The following is a 16,583-nucleotide window of genomic DNA, read 5'->3' as shown; positions in this document are numbered from 1 at the left end:
ATTAGTTTTTCACGTCAGATTTTGGTGGGATTACAATTTCAATGCGCTGATTATTGCCGCCTTTGGTGTTGCCGGCAGCTTTCATAACTTCTTTTACGAGATCGTAATCAATCGTTGGGCCGCTCATGACCGCGCCATCTTGTTCGAGCGAGGCGTTTTCTACCAGCAGCAGATGTTCTTTGTTAGGCGTGTAGGTAATGCTATTGGCTGATGCGGTAATCACGCCTTGAGCGGCTTCAGGCTGCTGTTGGAAGCGCGCTGGCATGCCAGTGGCGAGCATTTTTTTTACGGAGCTATCAGGATTGGTTTGGATAATTATTTTGTCGGCGGTGATTACTAGCGAGCCCTGCTGAATTTGCACGGCGCCAGTATAGGTGGCGATCCCGTTCTTTTGATCGACGACCAAGCGATCAGCGGAACCGTGAATGGTTTCATTTTTGTCACTGGGCAGCGCTAGGCTTTGGCTGCTAAATTGACAGCTAATAATCAGCAGTGCAAGGGTGGCAAAGCATTTAGCTCTAATCCTTAGCGCCGTGGGAACATATAAAAAGGGTTTAGCGAGGTTCATAAACGGCTTTGACCTGAGAGATTAATTCAATACGGCTTTCGTTCAGTTGTGCATTCATGCCGACTGCATCTATCTGACCTTTGGCGCTGCGCATCTTAACAGCTTTGTCTGTTTCGGCGAATTGCTCTTTGGGGCGCATGCGCAATTCGCTGGTGGTGATTTCAATCAGCCCGCGGCTGGTTGAGGTTTGTTGAATCACAACATTGTCGATGAGGCGCAATACTTGGCTGTCATTTTCACTGCGGCCTAATGCTGCACTCATATGCCAAGGCTCGGGCGTGTCGCTGCCATAAAATTCCATTTTGGGTTCGGTGATGAGGGTGAAGTCTGCAGCTGAGGGTGTTGTAGGGTCTGGCTGAAAGTGCGTCACCAGTGGTGTGGTGAGCTGAAAGTGCACGCGACCTTGATCATCGAACTCGCGTGTTTGTAATTCGCGCATATAAAATTGCGGGAAGCTGGAGCCGTCGGCAGTATTGTTATTTTGCAGGTCTTCTTTGGGTTTAAGTACTAGCAAAAAGAAACCCAGTAACAGCCCAACTAATAGCCAGGGCACAGGAATGTAGTGGTGGAGCTTATTAATACTGCGCATCAACATGGGTGTTCCAGTGTCGGTTGGTTTATCTGCGGGTTTTAGCGGTCGCTCAGTCTTTAATTACGGGCTGGGCGGCAAGTAATGACTGAGTGCGGCGTTAAAAGTGCCCTGTGCTTGCATTAATAAATCACAGGCGGCACGCACTGCACCTTCGCCTCCTCGCTCTTTAGTTTGCCAATGGGCGCGTTCAGCCACGCTGAAGTGTGCGTTGGCAACTGTGAATGCCAGCCCAACGCGGGTCATTACGGTGAGGTCGGGCCAGTCGTCGCCCATGAACGCAATGTTTTCTAATTCCATGGGGTGTTCTTGCAAAATCTCTTGCAGGGCTTCCCACTTGTCTTCGCGACCTTGCACCAAAATGGTAATACCTAAATCGGCGGCGCGACGTGCGACCAAATTGCTGGTGCGACCGGTGATTATGCCTACTTGCACGCCAGTTTTTTGCAGGGTTTTAATGCCTTGGCCATCGAGCGTGCTGAAGGATTTAAATTCTTCGCCCTGATTGCCAAAAAACAGGCGGCCATCAGTCAGTACGCCATCGACATCTAAAAGTAGAAGTTTAATGCGCGCAGCGCGGGTTTGCAGTTCGGGATTCATACTTATTTTGATCCTGTATGTCGTTTCTTAGGGACGAAGATGTTCAGGCAAGATTACTTAGATAATGCCAGCGCGCAGTATGTCGTTAATTTTCACAACACCTATTAGCTGTTGCTGCTCATCAGTCACCAGAAGCACATTGATTTTTGTTTCCTCCATGACCCTTAAGGCTTCGGCGGCGAGCATGGTGCTGCTTAGCGTTTTGGGGTTGGGGTTCATCAGCTCGTTTACCTTGGCGATGCGAATATCTATGCCCTTGTCGATACTGCGGCGCAAGTCGCCGTCGGTGTAAATGCCGAGCAAGCAGTTGTGCTCGTCCATGACAGTGGTCATGCCAAAACCTTTGTCGGTCATGACCATCAATGCTTGAGAGAGCGATGCATCGGGTGCGACACGCGGAATGTCGGCACCGGTGTGCATTATGTCGCTCAGACGCATAAGCAACTTGCGACCGAGGGCGCCACCGGGATGTGAGAAGGCAAAGTCTTCTGCGGTAAAACCGCGCGCTTCCAGCAGCGCTATGGCGAGCGCATCGCCCATTACCAAGGTGGCAGTAGTGCTGGAGGTGGGCGCGAGATCAAGCGGGCAGGCTTCGCTGACGACGCTGATATCCAAATTGACTTCAGCGACCTCCCCCAGAATAGAGTGGGGCTTGCTACACATGCTGATAATTTTAATACCGGCGCGTTTGAGCAACGGCAAAATGGACACTATTTCGCTCGAGGTGCCAGAGTAGGAGATGGCCAAGACCAGATCATCTTTGGTGATCATCCCAAGGTCGCCGTGATTGGCTTCACCCGGATGCACAAAAAAAGCAGGAGTGCCGGTGCTGGCAAGCGTGGCCGCAATTTTTTTGCCGATGTGGCCCGATTTGCCCATGCCGGTCACAATAACGCGCCCGCGGCAGTTGAGGAGCAGGTCGCAGGCGGCAGTAAAGTCTTGATTGATACGGTTGCTAAGAGCGGCTACGGCTTCAGCTTCGAGGCGCACGGTGCGCAAACCGGAGCTGATGTAATCGAATGATGCCATGGGTAATCTCGATTGGCGGTTGCAGTGGGGGGGGCATTATAGCGGGCAAAATCGCGGGAAATACTTAAAAATTACGTTGCTGGAGCTGATGGAATTAAATTTGGGGGTAAAATGAGCAGCAATTGCAACCAAACTAGCCGCCAATTGCCAGTGATGTGTTTGTTTTTGTGGGTGGGGAGAGCAGCCTTTAGACGGGCGCTGGCTTTCGGCAGTAGCGGCTTGATTCAGCCCTTGTTAACCTAAACCCTGTAAGGTTTTGCTCAGGTCGGGCACTTCTTTGGGTTGCTTTGGTCTGACTTGCGTACCGTGTATTAACGCAAAGCGGCGCTCTACATTCATTGAATCTGGTTCGCTCGCTGTGTGATTTTTTACTGGGATAAGGCTTGTAATTCGCATTTTCGCCCCGAATAAGTGTGATTCGATGTGTGACATTCGATTCCCAGAATTTATCTCCTCTCAAGAAAATGGAAGGTTCTCAATGAAATATCTGAATATCCGTGTAACAGCTGCTGCTGCTCTTGCTCTTTGCTCGGTGTTGTGTGCCCCCTTTGCCTCTGCTGCGGCTGAACCGGAGCAAGTGGTTGAACAGGTTGCGCAAGAGTTGTTCGGCCTTGTGAAGGCTAAGAATGCGGCTAATACCGCCGATGAAGCCTACTACAAGCAAGTGGAGGGTGTGCTTGATGGCGTGGTGAATTTTCAATTTATCGCCGGTGCGGTGATGGGCAAAGACGTGTTTGCTAAAGCTAGCCCTGCTCAGCGCGGTGAATTCCTTAAAGTGTTTCGCTCTGGCTTGGTGAAATCCTATGCCAAGGGCATTGCGGGTTATGCCGACAGCGAGATTAAGCTCTTGGGCGTTGTTAAGGACCCCAAAAACGCCAACCGTGTAGTGGTTAAGCAGGAGGTGAGCAAAGAGGGTGCTTCACATAAGCTGGATTACACCATGGTGCAGGGCAAAGACGGTTGGAAGTTGATAAATGTGGTGCTTAACGGCGTTAACCTTGGACAATCCTTTAGTGGTCAGTTTAAGGCGGCCTATAAAAAGCAAAACGGCGATATTAATAAAGTGGTTGCCAATTGGTTGGCGGATGCTTAATTCATATTGATGCTTAATTGTATTTAAGGCATTGCGCACAGCCCCCGCCAGTTTCTGGCGGGGGCTGTTGTTTTTACGCGGGTGTATTTTCGGGTGCGATAGACGCGACATTCCGGTAAACTTCGCGCCTTTCTCTATTTCTTTGTTTGATATTTTCTATGTTTGAGGCTGTAGCGGTCTCAAATCATCATGTCGAGTAACACTATGCAAGCCGAACAAATTAAAGCGCTGATTGAAAATCACATCCCTGACTGCGATGTGAAGAACGTAGAAGTAATGGGTGATCACATAGGCCTGGTGCTAGTTAGCCCTGCCTTCGCCGGTTTAATGCCCGTTAAAAAACAGCAACTGGTGTTGTCTGCACTGAGCGCTCAGTTTGCCGACCGCAGCATTCACGCGGTGGACTACATCAAAGCCTTTACCCCTGAGCAGTGGCAGCAGCAGCAACAGCAGCAATAGATGGTTGTTTGTGATGTGTAAGCCGAGTTTGCGCAAACTCAGCGTGTGGCATCGACTTTGAGATGTCAGTTTTGCAATGGTAGGTTTTCAATAAAGCTAGGGCTGCAGTCAGTCCAGCTCCCCTTTTTAAGTATTTTTAACTCTCAGGTCAGTAATGGATAAGTTTTTGATTTTGGGCGGCGGGCCGCTCTCTGGTGAATTACGTATTTCTGGTTCCAAAAATGCGGGCTTGCCGCTGTTGGCCGCAACGATTTTGGCGGATTGCGAAGTACGCCTGACTAACGTTCCTCATTTGAATGACATCACCACTATGGTGGCATTGCTGCGCACCTTAGGTTTGACCATTGAGATTGAAGGCGATCATGTGGTGATTGTCGACCCTAATACCATTAGCTCCTACACCGCATCCTACGAATTGGTGAAAACCATGCGCGCATCGATTTTGGTGTTGGGGCCCATGCTGGCGCGCTACGGCGAAGCCAATGTGTCCTTCCCCGGCGGTTGCGCTATAGGCTCACGCCCAGTTGATATCCATTTGCGCGGTCTTGAAGCGATGGGCGCTATTATCGAAATCGATGGCGGTTATATTCGCGCAAGTATTAATCCGGCGCTTAATGGTCGTCTTAAGGGCTGCCATTTTCTCATGGATGTGGTCACCGTGGGTGGCACCGAAAACCTGTTAATGGCTGCGGTATTAGCGGACGGTAAAACGGTGTTAGAAAATGCCGCGCGCGAGCCAGAGATTGTCGACCTCGCCAATATGCTGGTTGCCATGGGCGCCAAAATTAGCGGTATAGGCACCTCAACGCTCACAATTGAGGGTGTTGAAACACTTCATGGCTGCGAATACGCCGTTATGCCTGATCGCATTGAAACCGGCACCTACTTAGTTGCTGCTGCCGCCACCCGCGGCAAGATCAAACTCACCAACACCCGTGGCGATATTCTTGAAGCCGTGATTTTAAAGTTGCAGGAAGCCGGTGCTGAAATTACCCAAGGTGAGGATTGGATCGCATTGGATATGCACGGTCGTCGCCCTAAGGCGGTGAGTTTGCGCACCGCGCCTTATCCTGCTTTCCCTACCGATATGCAATCGCAATTTATGGCGATGAATGCGCTCGCCGAAGGTGTGAGCCACATCACCGAAACGATTTTTGAAAATCGTTTGGTGCAGGTCGCCGAGCTGAACCGCATGGGCGCGCATATTGAGCTGGAACACAATACCGCCATAGTGACTGGGGTTGAGCGTTTGAAAGCTGCGCCGGTAATGGCGTCAGATTTGCGGGCTTCTGCGAGCTTGGTGATTGCTGGTTTAATGGCCGATGGCGAAACGCTCATCGACCGCATTTACCACATAGATCGCGGCTACGAAGCCATTGAACAAAAATTCCAAAGCATCGGCGCCAATGTGCGTCGTGTGAAAGGCTAAGCATATGATTCACACCTTAACCATCGCCCTCACCAAGGGTCGCATTCTTGAAGAAACCTTGCCGCTGCTGGCCGCTGCTGGTATCGAGCCGCTAGAAGATATGGAAAAAAGCCGCAAGCTGGTGTTTGAAACAACGCAAGCCCATGTGCGGTTGCTGTTGTTGCGCGGTGCGGACGTACCTACCTATGTGCAGTTCGGCGCGGCGGATATGGGTATTTCCGGCAAAGATACGCTGATGGAAAACGGCGCAGAAGGTCTTTACGAACCGCTCGATTTAAACATAGCCCGCTGCAAATTAATGACTGCTGGGGTTAAGGGAGAATCGCTCCCCGCTGGGCGTATTCGCGTGGCGACTAAGTATGTGAATATCGCTAAGCAATATTACGCCTCGCAAGGCCGCCAAACCGACATCATTAAACTCTACGGTGCTATGGAGCTTGCGCCCATCATGCACTTGGCGGATGAGATTGTGGATATTGTGGATACCGGCAATACCCTGCGGGCCAATGGTTTGGAGGCGCGCGATTTTATCGCCGACATCAGTTCGCGTTTAATTGTGAACAAGGCATCGATGAAAATGAAGCATGTGCAAATTCAAGCCATCATTGACCATATAGCGACGGCGGTTGCGCCGAGCTAATTGATTTTTAATACGGTCGATTGCAAATCACAATAAGGTTTTGCAATCGACATGTCTCATGATGTGTTTTCGGTTTTACTATTTTCTGCTGTTAAAAAGAGTCCTCCATGTCTGAATCTCTTATCACCCGTTTAGATGCAAGCCAAGGCGATTTTAATCAGCGCTTGGATCAACTACTCGCCTGGGAATCCGTTAGCGATACGCGCGTGGCGGCAGTAGTGGACGATATTCTTCATCACGTTAAACAGCGCGGCGATGCCGCTGTCGTTGAGTTCACCAACAAGTTTGATCGTCGCAGCGCAAAAACAGTGCAGGAATTTGTTGTTACGGCTGAGCAATTGCAACAGGCGCTCACGCAGATCACCACAGAGCAGCGCCAAGCGCTAGAAATAGCCGCAGAGCGTATTCGCACCTATCACCAGCACCAACTGCAGGCGTCATGGCGTTATACCGAGGCGGACGGCACTGTGCTTGGTCAGCAAATCTCTGCCATGGAGCGCGTGGGCTTGTATGTACCTGGCGGCAAGGCTTCTTATCCGTCATCGGTATTGATGAATGCTATACCTGCGAAGGTGGCGGGTGTCGATGAGCTGACCATGGTGGTACCTGCACCCGATAATGACATTAGCCCAATGGTGTTGGCGGCAGCGGCGATTGCCGGTGTGGATCGCGTTATTACCATCGGCGGCGCCCAAGCCGTTGCGGCGCTCGCGTTCGGCACCGAAACCATTACCAAGGTCGACAAGATTGTTGGCCCAGGTAACATTTACGTCGCCACTGCCAAACGCGCGGTGTTTGGTCAGGTGGCGATTGATATGATCGCCGGGCCGTCAGAAATTCTGGTGATTTGCGATGGTCTCACCGACCCCGATTGGATTGCCATGGATCTGTTCAGTCAAGCTGAGCACGACGAGCAGGCGCAATCCATTTTGCTCTGCCCAGATGCGGATTATCTCGACCAGGTTGAAGCTGCCATAGCGCGTTTGTTGCCTACGCTGGAGCGCGAAGCTATCGCTAGTGTATCGCTTAAAAATCGCGGTGCTTTGATTAAGGTGGCTGACATGGAAGAGGCAATTGCTATCAGCAATCGCATTGCGCCCGAACATTTAGAGTTGTCTGTTGCTGACCCAGAGGCTATGTTGCCCCAGGTGCGTCATGCGGGCGCCATTTTTATGGGGCGCTTTACGCCAGAAGCCTTGGGTGATTATTGCGCCGGCCCTAACCATGTGCTGCCTACCTCGGGTACCGCACGTTTTTCTTCCCCGCTGGGTGTCTACGACTTCCAAAAGCGCAGCTCGATTATTATGTGCTCAGCAGCAGGCGCGTCGACCTTGGCAAAAACGGCCTCGGTGTTGGCGCGCGGCGAATACCTTGAAGCCCATGCGCGCTCAGCGGAATATCGCATTTTGAAGTGATTCACGTAAGCGTGTAGCGAAATAAAAAATGGGCGCTATAGGCGCCCATTTTTTTGTTGCCACTTTTGATGAGGGGCTAGGTTTTGGTTTTGCTGGTCGGCGGGTAGCCGGCAATGGCGTCGAGTTCGAGCGGTTGGCCAGCGCGCACTATGCGAAAGTGGACTTTGGAGTTGGGCTGTATGTTTCTGGTGGAGTTGAACAGCGATTGTTTGTTATTAATGGCGATACCATCAATATGAGTTATAACATCATCGAGTTCAAAACCAGCTTTTTGAGCGGGACTGTCAATGTCTATTTCGGTCACCAGCAGGCCGCTGACGCCTGAAGGGGATGTAGGGATGGCGGCAGTGACTGATAAGCCTAGCCAGCCTGGGCGCACTTCGCCGTATTCAATGATTTGCTGCAGTGAGTTCATCGCTTTGTCTGCCGGTACTGCAAAGCTAATACCCACAGAGCCATCGGTTTCATCGAGCATGGCCGTATTAATGCCAATTAGGTTGCCCATGGCGTCCACTAAGGCGCCACCAGAGTTGCCGGGGTTAATCGCGGCATCTGTTTGAATAAAATTTTCGGCGGCATTGATGCCTAAATTCCAGCGGCCGGTGGCACTGACTATTCCTTGGCTGACACTTTGCCCAACCCCATAGGGGTTGCCGATGGCTAACACTACATCGCCTACTCGCGTTTTACTTGAATCGCCCATAGGGATGGCGGTCAGATTTTCGAGATTGATTTTTAACACGGCCAAGTCATTGGTGGGGTCGGTACCTATGAGCTCTGCTCCCGTTTCGCGCCCATCGTTAAGCAGTACCAAAATTTTATCTGCACCATTGACCACATGCTTATTGGTTAAGATGTGCCCTTGGGTATCCACAATAACGCCTGAGCCAAGGGTATTTTGCATGCGTTGTTGTTGGGGGGTATTGGAATTGTCGTAGAGCCGGCGGAAAAGGGGGTTGTTGTAGAGGTTTTGGTAGCGTTGGGTCACGAGCTTTTCTGTGTATACATTGACGACCGCAGGCGCGGCACGTGTAACGGCGTCGGCATAGGATACGACACCAAAGCGCGCTGCTGTTGCGAGTATAGGTGCAGGCGTTGTATCAGGTGTATGAGGCTTGCGCAGCTCGGGGAAGGCCACCAAGGTGAGCAGGGCAATGATAATGCCGGCGGTTACTGGCCAGCCTACAAACTGCAACAGGCGATGTAAAAACATGAGGCTATCTCTGGCGGCGAACAGTCTGCAGCCTTGGGTGGGGCTGCAGCATTTATTGTGATTGTTATGGGTGTCCCGTGCGCATCCCGCGTTGTTTCGTGCTTAGTAGCGATTCGCCTTACCATCAAAATCATAATCGTCGGCAGATTCGGTGACGACCGGCGTTGTTGGTTCGTTGCGATCATCATCTAAACCAAAGTCATCACTCATGGAGCTCTTGTTGCTGTTGGTTTTTGGGGCCCAGTCGCGTGGTGGCTCAATACGTTGCTCTTTTAAGTAGGCCTTGTTAGTGCCGCTGAGGTTGCTGTTGGCGGAATCGAGGATCTGACGGCTAATAGCGGGTGTGGCGAGTTTTAACGCGCCGCTCGCTAAATGCTCATGCACTTCGCGGTAGGCATTGGTCATGTTGTTGACCAGCTCTGATGTTTGCGTGAAGTGCTCAGCCACATCGCGCTGATAGGATTGTAAATCGCTCTCCGCTTTATGCAGGCGCTGCTCTAGGTTGCGGCTACTAAATTGGGCGCGGAAAACGTGATAAATCAAAATGCCTAGGCCTGCGCCAGCAAAAAAACAAATCAGTCCGGTAATAATGAGGCTAGTTAATGAGTGCACGTTGAGCTCCTGAGCGTAAAAAATGCAGCAAGCGGCATGGGTTAAATGTTAGTGAGGTCGCCGACATGAATAGCGCTATTATAAGTCCATTTTCTCATTAGAATGGTCAAAAATTATTAAGACTGTGTAAGTAGGCACGTAAAGTTAATCAATAGGGGTAAAAAGGTGTTTCCATTTTCGAAAGAGCAGGCGGTAAATATTCCTGGCCCCAGCGGTAATCTAGAGGCAGTTATTCATCAATCGCAATCTGACGGACAGTTTGCTGCGCTGAATTGGCTGGTGCTTTTATGTCACCCGCACCCCCTGCACGGCGGCACTATGGATAATAAGGTAGTTACTACCCTAATGCGCACCTATCGCGACTTGGGGGTGCATGTAGTGCGCTTCAATTTTCGTGGTGTGGGTAAAAGTGAGGGGGCGTTTGATCATGCAGTAGGTGAGCAGGATGATTTGTTAGCGGTAGCCGCGTGGGCGCAGCAACAGCTGCCGGAGGTTAAGTTACTCTTGGCGGGCTTCTCCTTTGGCTCTTCGGTTGCGGCGCAAGTTTCCTATCGATTACCACAAATGGTACATCTCACCTTGGTGGCGCCGCCTGTAGAGCGCTACCCCTATGCGCGCGATGGCCAATTTCCCTGCCCGCTCTGCATTATTCAGGGTGATAAAGATGAGCGGGTAAATGCGGAGGGTGTGTATCTGTGGTGCTCGGGCTTAGGTGGCGCCACCGAGTTGTTGCGCTATCCAGAGGCGGGCCATTTTTTCCATGGCTATCTCACCGAACTAAAAGCGGATTTGACTCAAGCGCTGATGCGGCAGCTGGCGTGATACGTATTAATAGAGGCATAAGTGTTGTGTGCAATTGCGCCTTGGTTGCCTAGGCAGTAAAGTGGCGGCCGCACTCGCCTGAGTGCGAATGCCTTCTATCTGTATCTTCTTTTTTATAAAGTTAGCGAACCCCTTCTTTTATGACTGTTTCGATTGGTTTATCTCCTTTGGCGCGCTATCAGCGCGATCTCGAACGACCCGATTTTCGCGCTGACGCTGCGCAAGCGCTTGCGGTGCAGCATCTGGAATCTCTTTATAAAGAATTGGTTGCTGCGTGGCAGCAAGAGCAGACGGTTGTATCCGGCTGGGGGCGCTGGGTTCAGCGCCTGACCGGCACGCCACCGCGTCACCCCGTGCGCGGTCTTTATTTTTGGGGTGGAGTAGGGCGCGGTAAAACCTACTTGATGGACTGCTTTTTTGAAAGCCTGCCGTTTGAAAATAAGCTGCGCACCCACTTCCATCGTTTTATGCGACGCGTTCACGCTGAATTAAAAAAGCTGGATGGGCAGAAAAACCCGTTGGAGAAAGTGGCGGACATTATTAGCGGCGAGGCGCGAGTGCTTTGTTTTGACGAGTTCTTTGTATCGGATATTACCGATGCCATGATTCTTGGCACGCTTATGGAGGAATTGTTTGCGCGCGGCGTCACCTTGGTCGCCACTTCCAACATAGTGCCTGATGGGCTGTATCGGAACGGCCTGCAGCGCGCGCGCTTTTTGCCGGCGATTGCCCTATTGAATCAGCACACCTTGGTGGTGAATGTGGACGGTGGTGTTGATTACCGTTTGCGTGCGCTGGAGCAGGCCGAACTGTATCACGCGCCGCTCGACCAAGCGGCCGATCAAAGCCTAATGGCCAGTTTCCAAAGCCTAATAGCAGCGGGCGCCGAGGTGCAGGAGGCTGTGGCACTGGAAATCGAAGGTCGCTATATAAAGGCGCGTTATCACAGCGAAGGTGTCGCTTGGTTTGATTTCGTTGAGCTATGCGATGGCCCGCGCTCCCAGAATGACTATATAGAGCTGGCACGGGAGCATCACACAGTCTTGCTCAGCAATGTGCCGGGGCTGGGGCGGGTGTTGGATGATCAGGCGCGCCGTTTCATCAGTTTGGTGGACGAGTTTTATGATCGCCAGGTAAAGCTGGTTATCTCCGCCGAGCGCCCCTTGCTTCAGCTCTACTCGACTGGCACGCTCGATTTTGAGTTTCAGCGCACGGCGAGTAGGTTGTTAGAAATGCAAAGTCACGAGTATTTAGCGCGCCCCCACAAGCCTTAGCGCTACGCCCTGTGAAGGGCAATAAAAAGGGTTGAAAAGTGTTCGCTGCTTGTGTAGTATTCGCGCTCTTTTTGGGTGGGTCATACCACATTAACAGGCAGGAATAACATGAAGACATACGTTGCCAAATCAGAATCCGTCGTTCACGACTGGTTCATCGTAGATGCGGCGGGCAAAACCCTCGGCCGTCTATCTGCGGAAATCGCTTCCCGCTTACGCGGCAAGCATAAACCTGAGTTCACTCCGCACGTAGATACCGGCGATTACATCGTTGTTGTTAACGCAGCGCAAGTGCGCGTAACCGGCAAAAAAGCGACTGATAAAATTTATTATCGCCACACCGGTTTCGTAGGCGGCATTAAATCTACCAGCTTCAAAAAGCTGATAGAGAAGTCACCAGAGAGCCCACTGCAAATTGCCGTTAAAGGTATGTTGCCACGTGGTCCACTCGGTCGCGCAATGTTCAAGAAATTGAAAGTCTACGCAGGTAATGAGCATCCACATGCTGCTCAGCAACCTCAAGAACTTAACATCTAAGGGGTGCTGACATGGCTGTAACTCAATTTTATGGTACTGGTCGTCGTAAGACCTCAACTGCACGTGTGTTCATCACTGCAGGTACCGGCACCATTACTATCAATGATCGTCCTTTGGACGTTTACTTTGGTCGTCCAGTAGCGCGTTTGGTTGTTCGTCAACCACTTGAGCTGGTAGGCATGGTAGAAAAGTTCGATGTAAACATCACCGTTGCCGGTGGTGGTAGCTTCGGTCAAGCTGGTGCAATTCGCCACGGCCTGACTCGCGCTTTGATGGAATATGATGAATCTCTGCGTGGCGAACTGCGTAAAGCAGGCTACGTAACGCGCGATTCACGCGAAGTTGAACGTAAAAAGGTTGGCTTGCGTAAAGCACGTAAGAAGCCTCAGTTCTCCAAGCGTTAATAATTGTATTTGGCTGGCGTTTCGCTGGCCAAATAATGATTATCTTGATACGCCCAAACCTGTACAGGTTTGGGCGTTTTTTTTTGAGCGCCGAGCATGGTACAGCCTAGGAGGCAAAAGTCCTCCGTGTGCCTCGTCGAGTAGGAGGCACTAGCCTATGCAAGGGTGTTCACCGTTAGGTGGAATCTGAAGGAGTTGTAACGTAGCGGAAACCATGAGAGAAGCGAAAGAGACCTAAGGGTAGGGGCGAAGCGACGTATAAATCAGATAGTTAGGCTGTTACAGCAGGGGGCTTGGCAATAGATAAATAACTCTAACCTCGACCGGGCGTGCGTAGCAGCAGATCTGGAATTGCCCAGTGAGAGATTGTCGTCTTAGATTGGGGGATCTTGCTTGTGTGTTTCGCGAGAAACTAATTCGCCAGTGATGGCAAGTGATGCATAATAAGAAGCCAGCAGGCGGCAGATGGTTAGTCTTAATAAGATAATGTCTTATTATCTATGGGGAATTACAAGTCAGGAAGAAACAATATGATCAATAACAGATACAACTGGTACTTTATATTCGCATCACTTTTTTTTATACCTACTGCGAATGCTTGCAACGAGCAAAAAATTCTAGATCCATTTTTCAATCTGCCGGTAATGCAGCATATAGGTATTTTGGAATATCCGTCTATGGTTACATATGGAAATGGTATGAATTCGGACGGAAGTATTCACAGGCCTGATTGTGGAGTTTTTTCGTCTTCAACGGTTAAGATTCCTGTATTACTGGTTGATTTTGCCGATTACGACCCTGAAAAGGACAGTAGCTATTTCAATAATGACTCGCTTCTTATTAAAAATTATAAAAAGTTTACTTCTTCAGAAATAGAGGAGAAATTAAATAATTCAAACGGCCCCGCACAGTTTTTTGACGATGTGTCCGCTGGGAATTTAAAGTTGCATTTTGAAACCTATGGCTGGATAAGCTCTAGTTCCCCTGGGGCATACTTACAAAACATGAGTGCCTATAAAATAGATAATGGCGATGGCACTTTCCGATGTGATATAGACCGTATTTTCAATGATGCTCTTAAGGATGCAATCGTAAATTATAATTTGGATTTGAGAAATTACGATAGCGAACTAGTGTCCCCTTTAGATGTTGCGCTGGTGGATGGGATAGCGCTTGTTATTGAAGGAGGATTTGGAGCCTGTGCTAAATCCAGCATGAGATGGAACCAGACCAGTTTCAAAATAACTGAACAGGGGGTCGTGTTAATGCATGCAAAATTGGCTGAGCTATTGGAGCCAGGTGACCCAAATTACTCCAAGATTGAAAATTCAAAAGTGCTGTTCGACAAATTTATAATCATTCCAGAGCAATCTCCGTTATTGTTAGAAACGGGAGAGTGGAGCGGTCAATTTTATCGGATTGGCACCTGGGTGCATGAGTTAGGTCATATGCTTCTCGGCTACCCAGACTACTATTATGTAAACAACAACATGGGATCGTGGGCTCTATCTGGTAGCATAGAAGATGTACCAGTGCATCCTTCAGCTTTTGAAAAATGGATTTATGGAAAATGGATAACACCGCTAGTCATTTCTGAAAATGGCTTATATGGCGTTGCAGCCAACGAAAAACCTGATAAAGAAAAATACGATAAAAACAACTATCTTTACATTTATCGCATTGAAGGTGATCCAAACCACTATTTAACAATAGAAAATCGTTGGCTGCGAAATGAAGGTAATACTATGTCCAGTTGGGCCTATGATCCAATAATGGATGGACAGGCTCAATTTTTTGATGGTGGTTTGATGATCACCGAATTTAATTGGAATGTGAAAAACATTGCTAATGCTGAATATCCTCAGGTTTATCATCATGCACCGACCAGCAATCTCAGGGTGCTTCATCGAACAGGGGATGTATTTGAAAAATGTTTTAATTCCGAATGCATAAAAATTGACTCTATTGTGGCGCCAGCGGAAACCGCCAGTTTTCAATTCACTCGCACTGCAAATAACGATCAATCTATCGTGAGTTTTAAAGAGCGCTTTCATTATTTCTACCAGCAGGAAATTTCTAACAATTATCCTGCAATACCAGTGACGAGATTGAGCGGAAAAAGTGAGATTGACGTTCAGGTGAGTGCCATACCTGGAACAAATAAAAGCTTTGAATTTGTTTTCTTTGGCGACTTACAAAACCATTTGATTTGGAAAAACGGTGATCAAGCATCAACAAAGCAGATCACCCGTGTGTATTCAAACGGCTGGGGGCTAGCTACTACTACCCTGCATGTCTATTCATATGCGTTGAGCGACAAATATGGTGGAGTCAAATTCGACATCGATAAAATTGATATTATTCTATCGTCTGTAATGCCAAGCGGGCTTGATTCTGATGGCGACACAGTTCCAGATGAGTTAGATGAGCTTCCGAATGATTCGTCCGATTGGCAGGATACTGATGGCGACAAAATTGGAAATTATGTTGATTGGGATGATGATGGTGACGGAATCGGAGATTTGGATGATCCATTTCCCTTGGATCCTCTTAACAACACTAGTGCTAGTTTAAGTTCTAGTTCTAGTTCTAGTTCTAGTTCAAGTTCAAGTTCCAGTTCCAGTTCCAGTTCCAGTTCCAGTTCCAGTTTGAATGCTAGTTCAGGCTCTCAAAATAATTCATCGGGCGGCGGTGGTTCGCTGAACCTAACCTTTTTGTTACTTGTAGCATTGCTTTTGTTTAATAAAAGGCTTTGGGGTCACCCATTAGACTTTTGTCAACTACTAGACAATAAAAAATTATCCCGCGCAAATGGGTGGTTTTAGGGTTTTAGCAAGGGTTTTAGGGTCAAGGGTTTTAGGGGCACCCATTAGACTTTTGTCAACTACTAAGCTTTTAAAAATTGTTTAGTAGAGGGAGTTGTTATGACAAGGCCATTGCGGTTGGAGTTTGCTGGTGCGCTTTATCACATTACCTCGCGCGGGGATCGGCGCGAGGATATTTACGATGATGATGCCGATAGGGAGAATTTTTTAGCGATTCTCGGCGATGTTTGCCGTACCCATAATTGGGTTTGTCATGCCTATTGTTTAATGTCAAACCACTACCATCTGTTAATTGAAACCCCCGATGCGAATCTCTCCAAGGGTATGCGCCAATTGAATGGTGTGTATACGCAAACCTTTAATCGCGCTCATGGCCGGGTTGGGTATGTTTTTCAGGGGCGTTACAAAGCAATTCTGGTGGATAAAAATAATTATTTGCTAGAAGTTGCTCGCTACATAGTGCTTAACCCTGTGCGTGCCGCCATGGTGCGCAGTGTGCGTGACTGGCGTTGGAGCAGTTATCGCGCCACGGCGGGTTTAGTGGCACCGCCGGATTGGCTTGAGGTTAATTGGTTGCTCGCGGCTTTTGGGCGAAGCAAACTTTCTGCAATGGAAGGGTATAGATCTTTTGTTGCTGAAGGGAAAAATCAGCCATCGCCTTGGGCAAAATTAAAAAACCAAATTTTTCTGGGTGATGAGGTGTTTCTTGAGACGCATCGCGCGCTCGTTAAAAATCAAGCACTCTCTGAAATCCCCTCTAGTCAAAAACGCGCTATTCCCAAAACCTTGGCTGAATATGAGCAAGCTGCCAGCGACCGTGATGCCGCCATAGTGGATGCTTACGTGAGTGGTAGTTATAGCATGAAGGCGATAGGTGACCACTTCGGGCTACACTATTCGCGCATTAGTAGGATTTTGGCTTTGGACAAAAAACCCAAAAGAATGATCTAAATGTTTTTGGTTGGCTTTTATTTACTTGGTTTCTATTTCGTTGGTGTTTGGTTTAAGTGTGCCTAAGCTCGGCGGACTTGTGGTGTTTGCAGTATGTTTTCGATATCGAGAGTCTAACGAGCT

Annotated in this window: 18 protein-coding genes; 11 read left to right on the top strand and 7 right to left on the bottom strand. The window is 49.2% G+C overall.

Annotation, left to right across the window (positions count from 1 at the left end):
- Window position 1 precedes the first annotated feature (1 nt).
- The 5 genes from lptA to AC0KUT_RS16025 all read right to left on the bottom strand — a co-directional run bounded on the left by lptA (window position 2) and on the right by AC0KUT_RS16025 (window position 3,182).
- Window positions 2–568: a lipopolysaccharide transport periplasmic protein LptA gene (lptA, locus tag AC0KUT_RS16045; RefSeq protein WP_488831402.1), complete on the bottom strand. Its 567-nt coding sequence runs from the start codon at window positions 566–568 to the stop codon at window positions 2–4.
- A complete protein-coding gene (gene lptC / locus AC0KUT_RS16040) occupies window positions 555–1,163 on the bottom strand; it encodes an LPS export ABC transporter periplasmic protein LptC (protein ID WP_488831401.1) in 609 nt (202 codons plus the stop codon). The genes lptA and lptC overlap by 14 nt, the downstream gene beginning before the upstream one ends.
- A gap of 57 nt (window positions 1,164–1,220) precedes the next feature.
- Complete coding sequence (locus tag AC0KUT_RS16035; RefSeq protein ID WP_488831400.1) at window positions 1,221–1,757, bottom strand: KdsC family phosphatase; 537 nt, start codon at window positions 1,755–1,757, stop codon at window positions 1,221–1,223.
- Between the two features lie 57 nt (window positions 1,758–1,814).
- Entirely contained in the window at window positions 1,815–2,786 is a 972-nt protein-coding gene (locus AC0KUT_RS16030; protein WP_488831399.1) for a KpsF/GutQ family sugar-phosphate isomerase, read from the bottom strand.
- Window positions 2,787–3,020: 234 nt separating this feature from the next.
- On the bottom strand, window positions 3,021–3,182 hold the full coding sequence (locus tag AC0KUT_RS16025) for a hypothetical protein (protein WP_488831398.1): 162 nt from the start codon (window positions 3,180–3,182) through the stop codon (window positions 3,021–3,023).
- An 82-nt stretch (window positions 3,183–3,264) separates the two neighbouring features.
- On the opposite strand from AC0KUT_RS16025, the gene AC0KUT_RS16020 reads away from it, so the two are divergent.
- The 5 genes from AC0KUT_RS16020 to hisD all read left to right on the top strand — a co-directional run bounded on the left by AC0KUT_RS16020 (window position 3,265) and on the right by hisD (window position 7,822).
- On the top strand, window positions 3,265–3,879 hold the full coding sequence (locus tag AC0KUT_RS16020) for an MlaC/ttg2D family ABC transporter substrate-binding protein (RefSeq protein ID WP_488831397.1): 615 nt from the start codon (window positions 3,265–3,267) through the stop codon (window positions 3,877–3,879).
- Window positions 3,880–4,068: 189 nt separating this feature from the next.
- Window positions 4,069–4,338 (top strand): BolA family protein, encoded by a 270-nt coding sequence (locus AC0KUT_RS16015; protein ID WP_488831396.1) that lies wholly within the window; start codon window positions 4,069–4,071, stop codon window positions 4,336–4,338.
- Window positions 4,339–4,492: 154 nt separating this feature from the next.
- On the top strand, window positions 4,493–5,767 hold the full coding sequence (murA, locus tag AC0KUT_RS16010) for a UDP-N-acetylglucosamine 1-carboxyvinyltransferase (RefSeq protein ID WP_488831395.1): 1,275 nt from the start codon (window positions 4,493–4,495) through the stop codon (window positions 5,765–5,767).
- 7 nt (window positions 5,768–5,774) lie between these two features.
- Window positions 5,775–6,407 (top strand): ATP phosphoribosyltransferase, encoded by a 633-nt coding sequence (hisG, locus tag AC0KUT_RS16005; protein WP_488835766.1) that lies wholly within the window; start codon window positions 5,775–5,777, stop codon window positions 6,405–6,407.
- Window positions 6,408–6,514: 107 nt separating this feature from the next.
- On the top strand, window positions 6,515–7,822 hold the full coding sequence (gene hisD / locus AC0KUT_RS16000; protein ID WP_488831394.1) for a histidinol dehydrogenase: 1,308 nt from the start codon (window positions 6,515–6,517) through the stop codon (window positions 7,820–7,822).
- Between the two features lie 76 nt (window positions 7,823–7,898).
- Here the strand turns inward: hisD and AC0KUT_RS15995 are convergent, their stop codons facing one another.
- Both AC0KUT_RS15995 and AC0KUT_RS15990 read right to left on the bottom strand, forming a co-directional pair.
- On the bottom strand, window positions 7,899–9,035 hold the full coding sequence (locus AC0KUT_RS15995; RefSeq protein WP_488831393.1) for a trypsin-like peptidase domain-containing protein: 1,137 nt from the start codon (window positions 9,033–9,035) through the stop codon (window positions 7,899–7,901).
- 102 nt (window positions 9,036–9,137) lie between these two features.
- On the bottom strand, window positions 9,138–9,647 hold the full coding sequence (locus AC0KUT_RS15990; protein ID WP_488831392.1) for a Z-ring associated ZapG family protein: 510 nt from the start codon (window positions 9,645–9,647) through the stop codon (window positions 9,138–9,140).
- Window positions 9,648–9,812: 165 nt separating this feature from the next.
- Between AC0KUT_RS15990 and AC0KUT_RS15985 the strand changes: the two genes are divergently transcribed.
- The 6 genes from AC0KUT_RS15985 to AC0KUT_RS15960 all read left to right on the top strand — a co-directional run bounded on the left by AC0KUT_RS15985 (window position 9,813) and on the right by AC0KUT_RS15960 (window position 16,460).
- Entirely contained in the window at window positions 9,813–10,469 is a 657-nt protein-coding gene (locus AC0KUT_RS15985) for an alpha/beta hydrolase (protein ID WP_488831391.1), read from the top strand.
- Between the two features lie 140 nt (window positions 10,470–10,609).
- A complete protein-coding gene (gene zapE / locus AC0KUT_RS15980; RefSeq protein ID WP_488831390.1) occupies window positions 10,610–11,743 on the top strand; it encodes a cell division protein ZapE in 1,134 nt (377 codons plus the stop codon).
- A gap of 108 nt (window positions 11,744–11,851) precedes the next feature.
- Window positions 11,852–12,280, top strand: a complete 429-nt coding sequence (gene rplM / locus AC0KUT_RS15975; protein ID WP_488831389.1) for a 50S ribosomal protein L13 — start codon at window positions 11,852–11,854, stop codon at window positions 12,278–12,280.
- Between the two features lie 11 nt (window positions 12,281–12,291).
- Window positions 12,292–12,684, top strand: coding sequence for a 30S ribosomal protein S9 (gene rpsI, locus AC0KUT_RS15970; protein ID WP_488831388.1), 393 nt, complete (start codon window positions 12,292–12,294; stop codon window positions 12,682–12,684).
- Window positions 12,685–13,214: 530 nt separating this feature from the next.
- Window positions 13,215–15,509, top strand: a complete 2,295-nt coding sequence (locus tag AC0KUT_RS15965) for a metallopeptidase domain-containing protein (protein WP_488831387.1) — start codon at window positions 13,215–13,217, stop codon at window positions 15,507–15,509.
- 99 nt (window positions 15,510–15,608) lie between these two features.
- Window positions 15,609–16,460 (top strand): REP-associated tyrosine transposase, encoded by an 852-nt coding sequence (locus AC0KUT_RS15960; protein WP_488831386.1) that lies wholly within the window; start codon window positions 15,609–15,611, stop codon window positions 16,458–16,460.
- The last annotated feature ends 123 nt before the right edge of the window (window positions 16,461–16,583 follow it).

Source organism: Cellvibrio sp. 25HG11W-0, from assembly GCF_057815475.1.
The sequence above is the reverse complement of the archived record's forward strand: the minus strand, read 5'-3'. Positions and strand labels throughout refer to the sequence as shown.

What these genes read in the sequence shown, in the direction of transcription:
- lptA (WP_488831402.1), bottom strand. Translation starts at nt 568, where the DNA reads ATGAACCTCGCTAAACCCTTTTTATATGTTCCCACGGCGCTAAGGATT.
- lptC (WP_488831401.1), bottom strand. Translation starts at nt 1,163, where the DNA reads ATGTTGATGCGCAGTATTAATAAGCTCCACCACTACATTCCTGTGCCC.
- AC0KUT_RS16035 (WP_488831400.1), bottom strand. Translation starts at nt 1,757, where the DNA reads ATGAATCCCGAACTGCAAACCCGCGCTGCGCGCATTAAACTTCTACTT.
- AC0KUT_RS16030 (WP_488831399.1), bottom strand. Translation starts at nt 2,786, where the DNA reads ATGGCATCATTCGATTACATCAGCTCCGGTTTGCGCACCGTGCGCCTC.
- AC0KUT_RS16025 (WP_488831398.1), bottom strand. Translation starts at nt 3,182, where the DNA reads ATGCGAATTACAAGCCTTATCCCAGTAAAAAATCACACAGCGAGCGAA.
- AC0KUT_RS16020 (WP_488831397.1), top strand. Translation starts at nt 3,265, where the DNA reads ATGAAATATCTGAATATCCGTGTAACAGCTGCTGCTGCTCTTGCTCTT.
- AC0KUT_RS16015 (WP_488831396.1), top strand. Translation starts at nt 4,069, where the DNA reads ATGTCGAGTAACACTATGCAAGCCGAACAAATTAAAGCGCTGATTGAA.
- murA (WP_488831395.1), top strand. Translation starts at nt 4,493, where the DNA reads ATGGATAAGTTTTTGATTTTGGGCGGCGGGCCGCTCTCTGGTGAATTA.
- hisD (WP_488831394.1), top strand. Translation starts at nt 6,515, where the DNA reads ATGTCTGAATCTCTTATCACCCGTTTAGATGCAAGCCAAGGCGATTTT.
- AC0KUT_RS15995 (WP_488831393.1), bottom strand. Translation starts at nt 9,035, where the DNA reads ATGTTTTTACATCGCCTGTTGCAGTTTGTAGGCTGGCCAGTAACCGCC.
- zapE (WP_488831390.1), top strand. Translation starts at nt 10,610, where the DNA reads ATGACTGTTTCGATTGGTTTATCTCCTTTGGCGCGCTATCAGCGCGAT.
- rplM (WP_488831389.1), top strand. Translation starts at nt 11,852, where the DNA reads ATGAAGACATACGTTGCCAAATCAGAATCCGTCGTTCACGACTGGTTC.
- rpsI (WP_488831388.1), top strand. Translation starts at nt 12,292, where the DNA reads ATGGCTGTAACTCAATTTTATGGTACTGGTCGTCGTAAGACCTCAACT.
- AC0KUT_RS15965 (WP_488831387.1), top strand. Translation starts at nt 13,215, where the DNA reads ATGATCAATAACAGATACAACTGGTACTTTATATTCGCATCACTTTTT.
- AC0KUT_RS15960 (WP_488831386.1), top strand. Translation starts at nt 15,609, where the DNA reads ATGACAAGGCCATTGCGGTTGGAGTTTGCTGGTGCGCTTTATCACATT.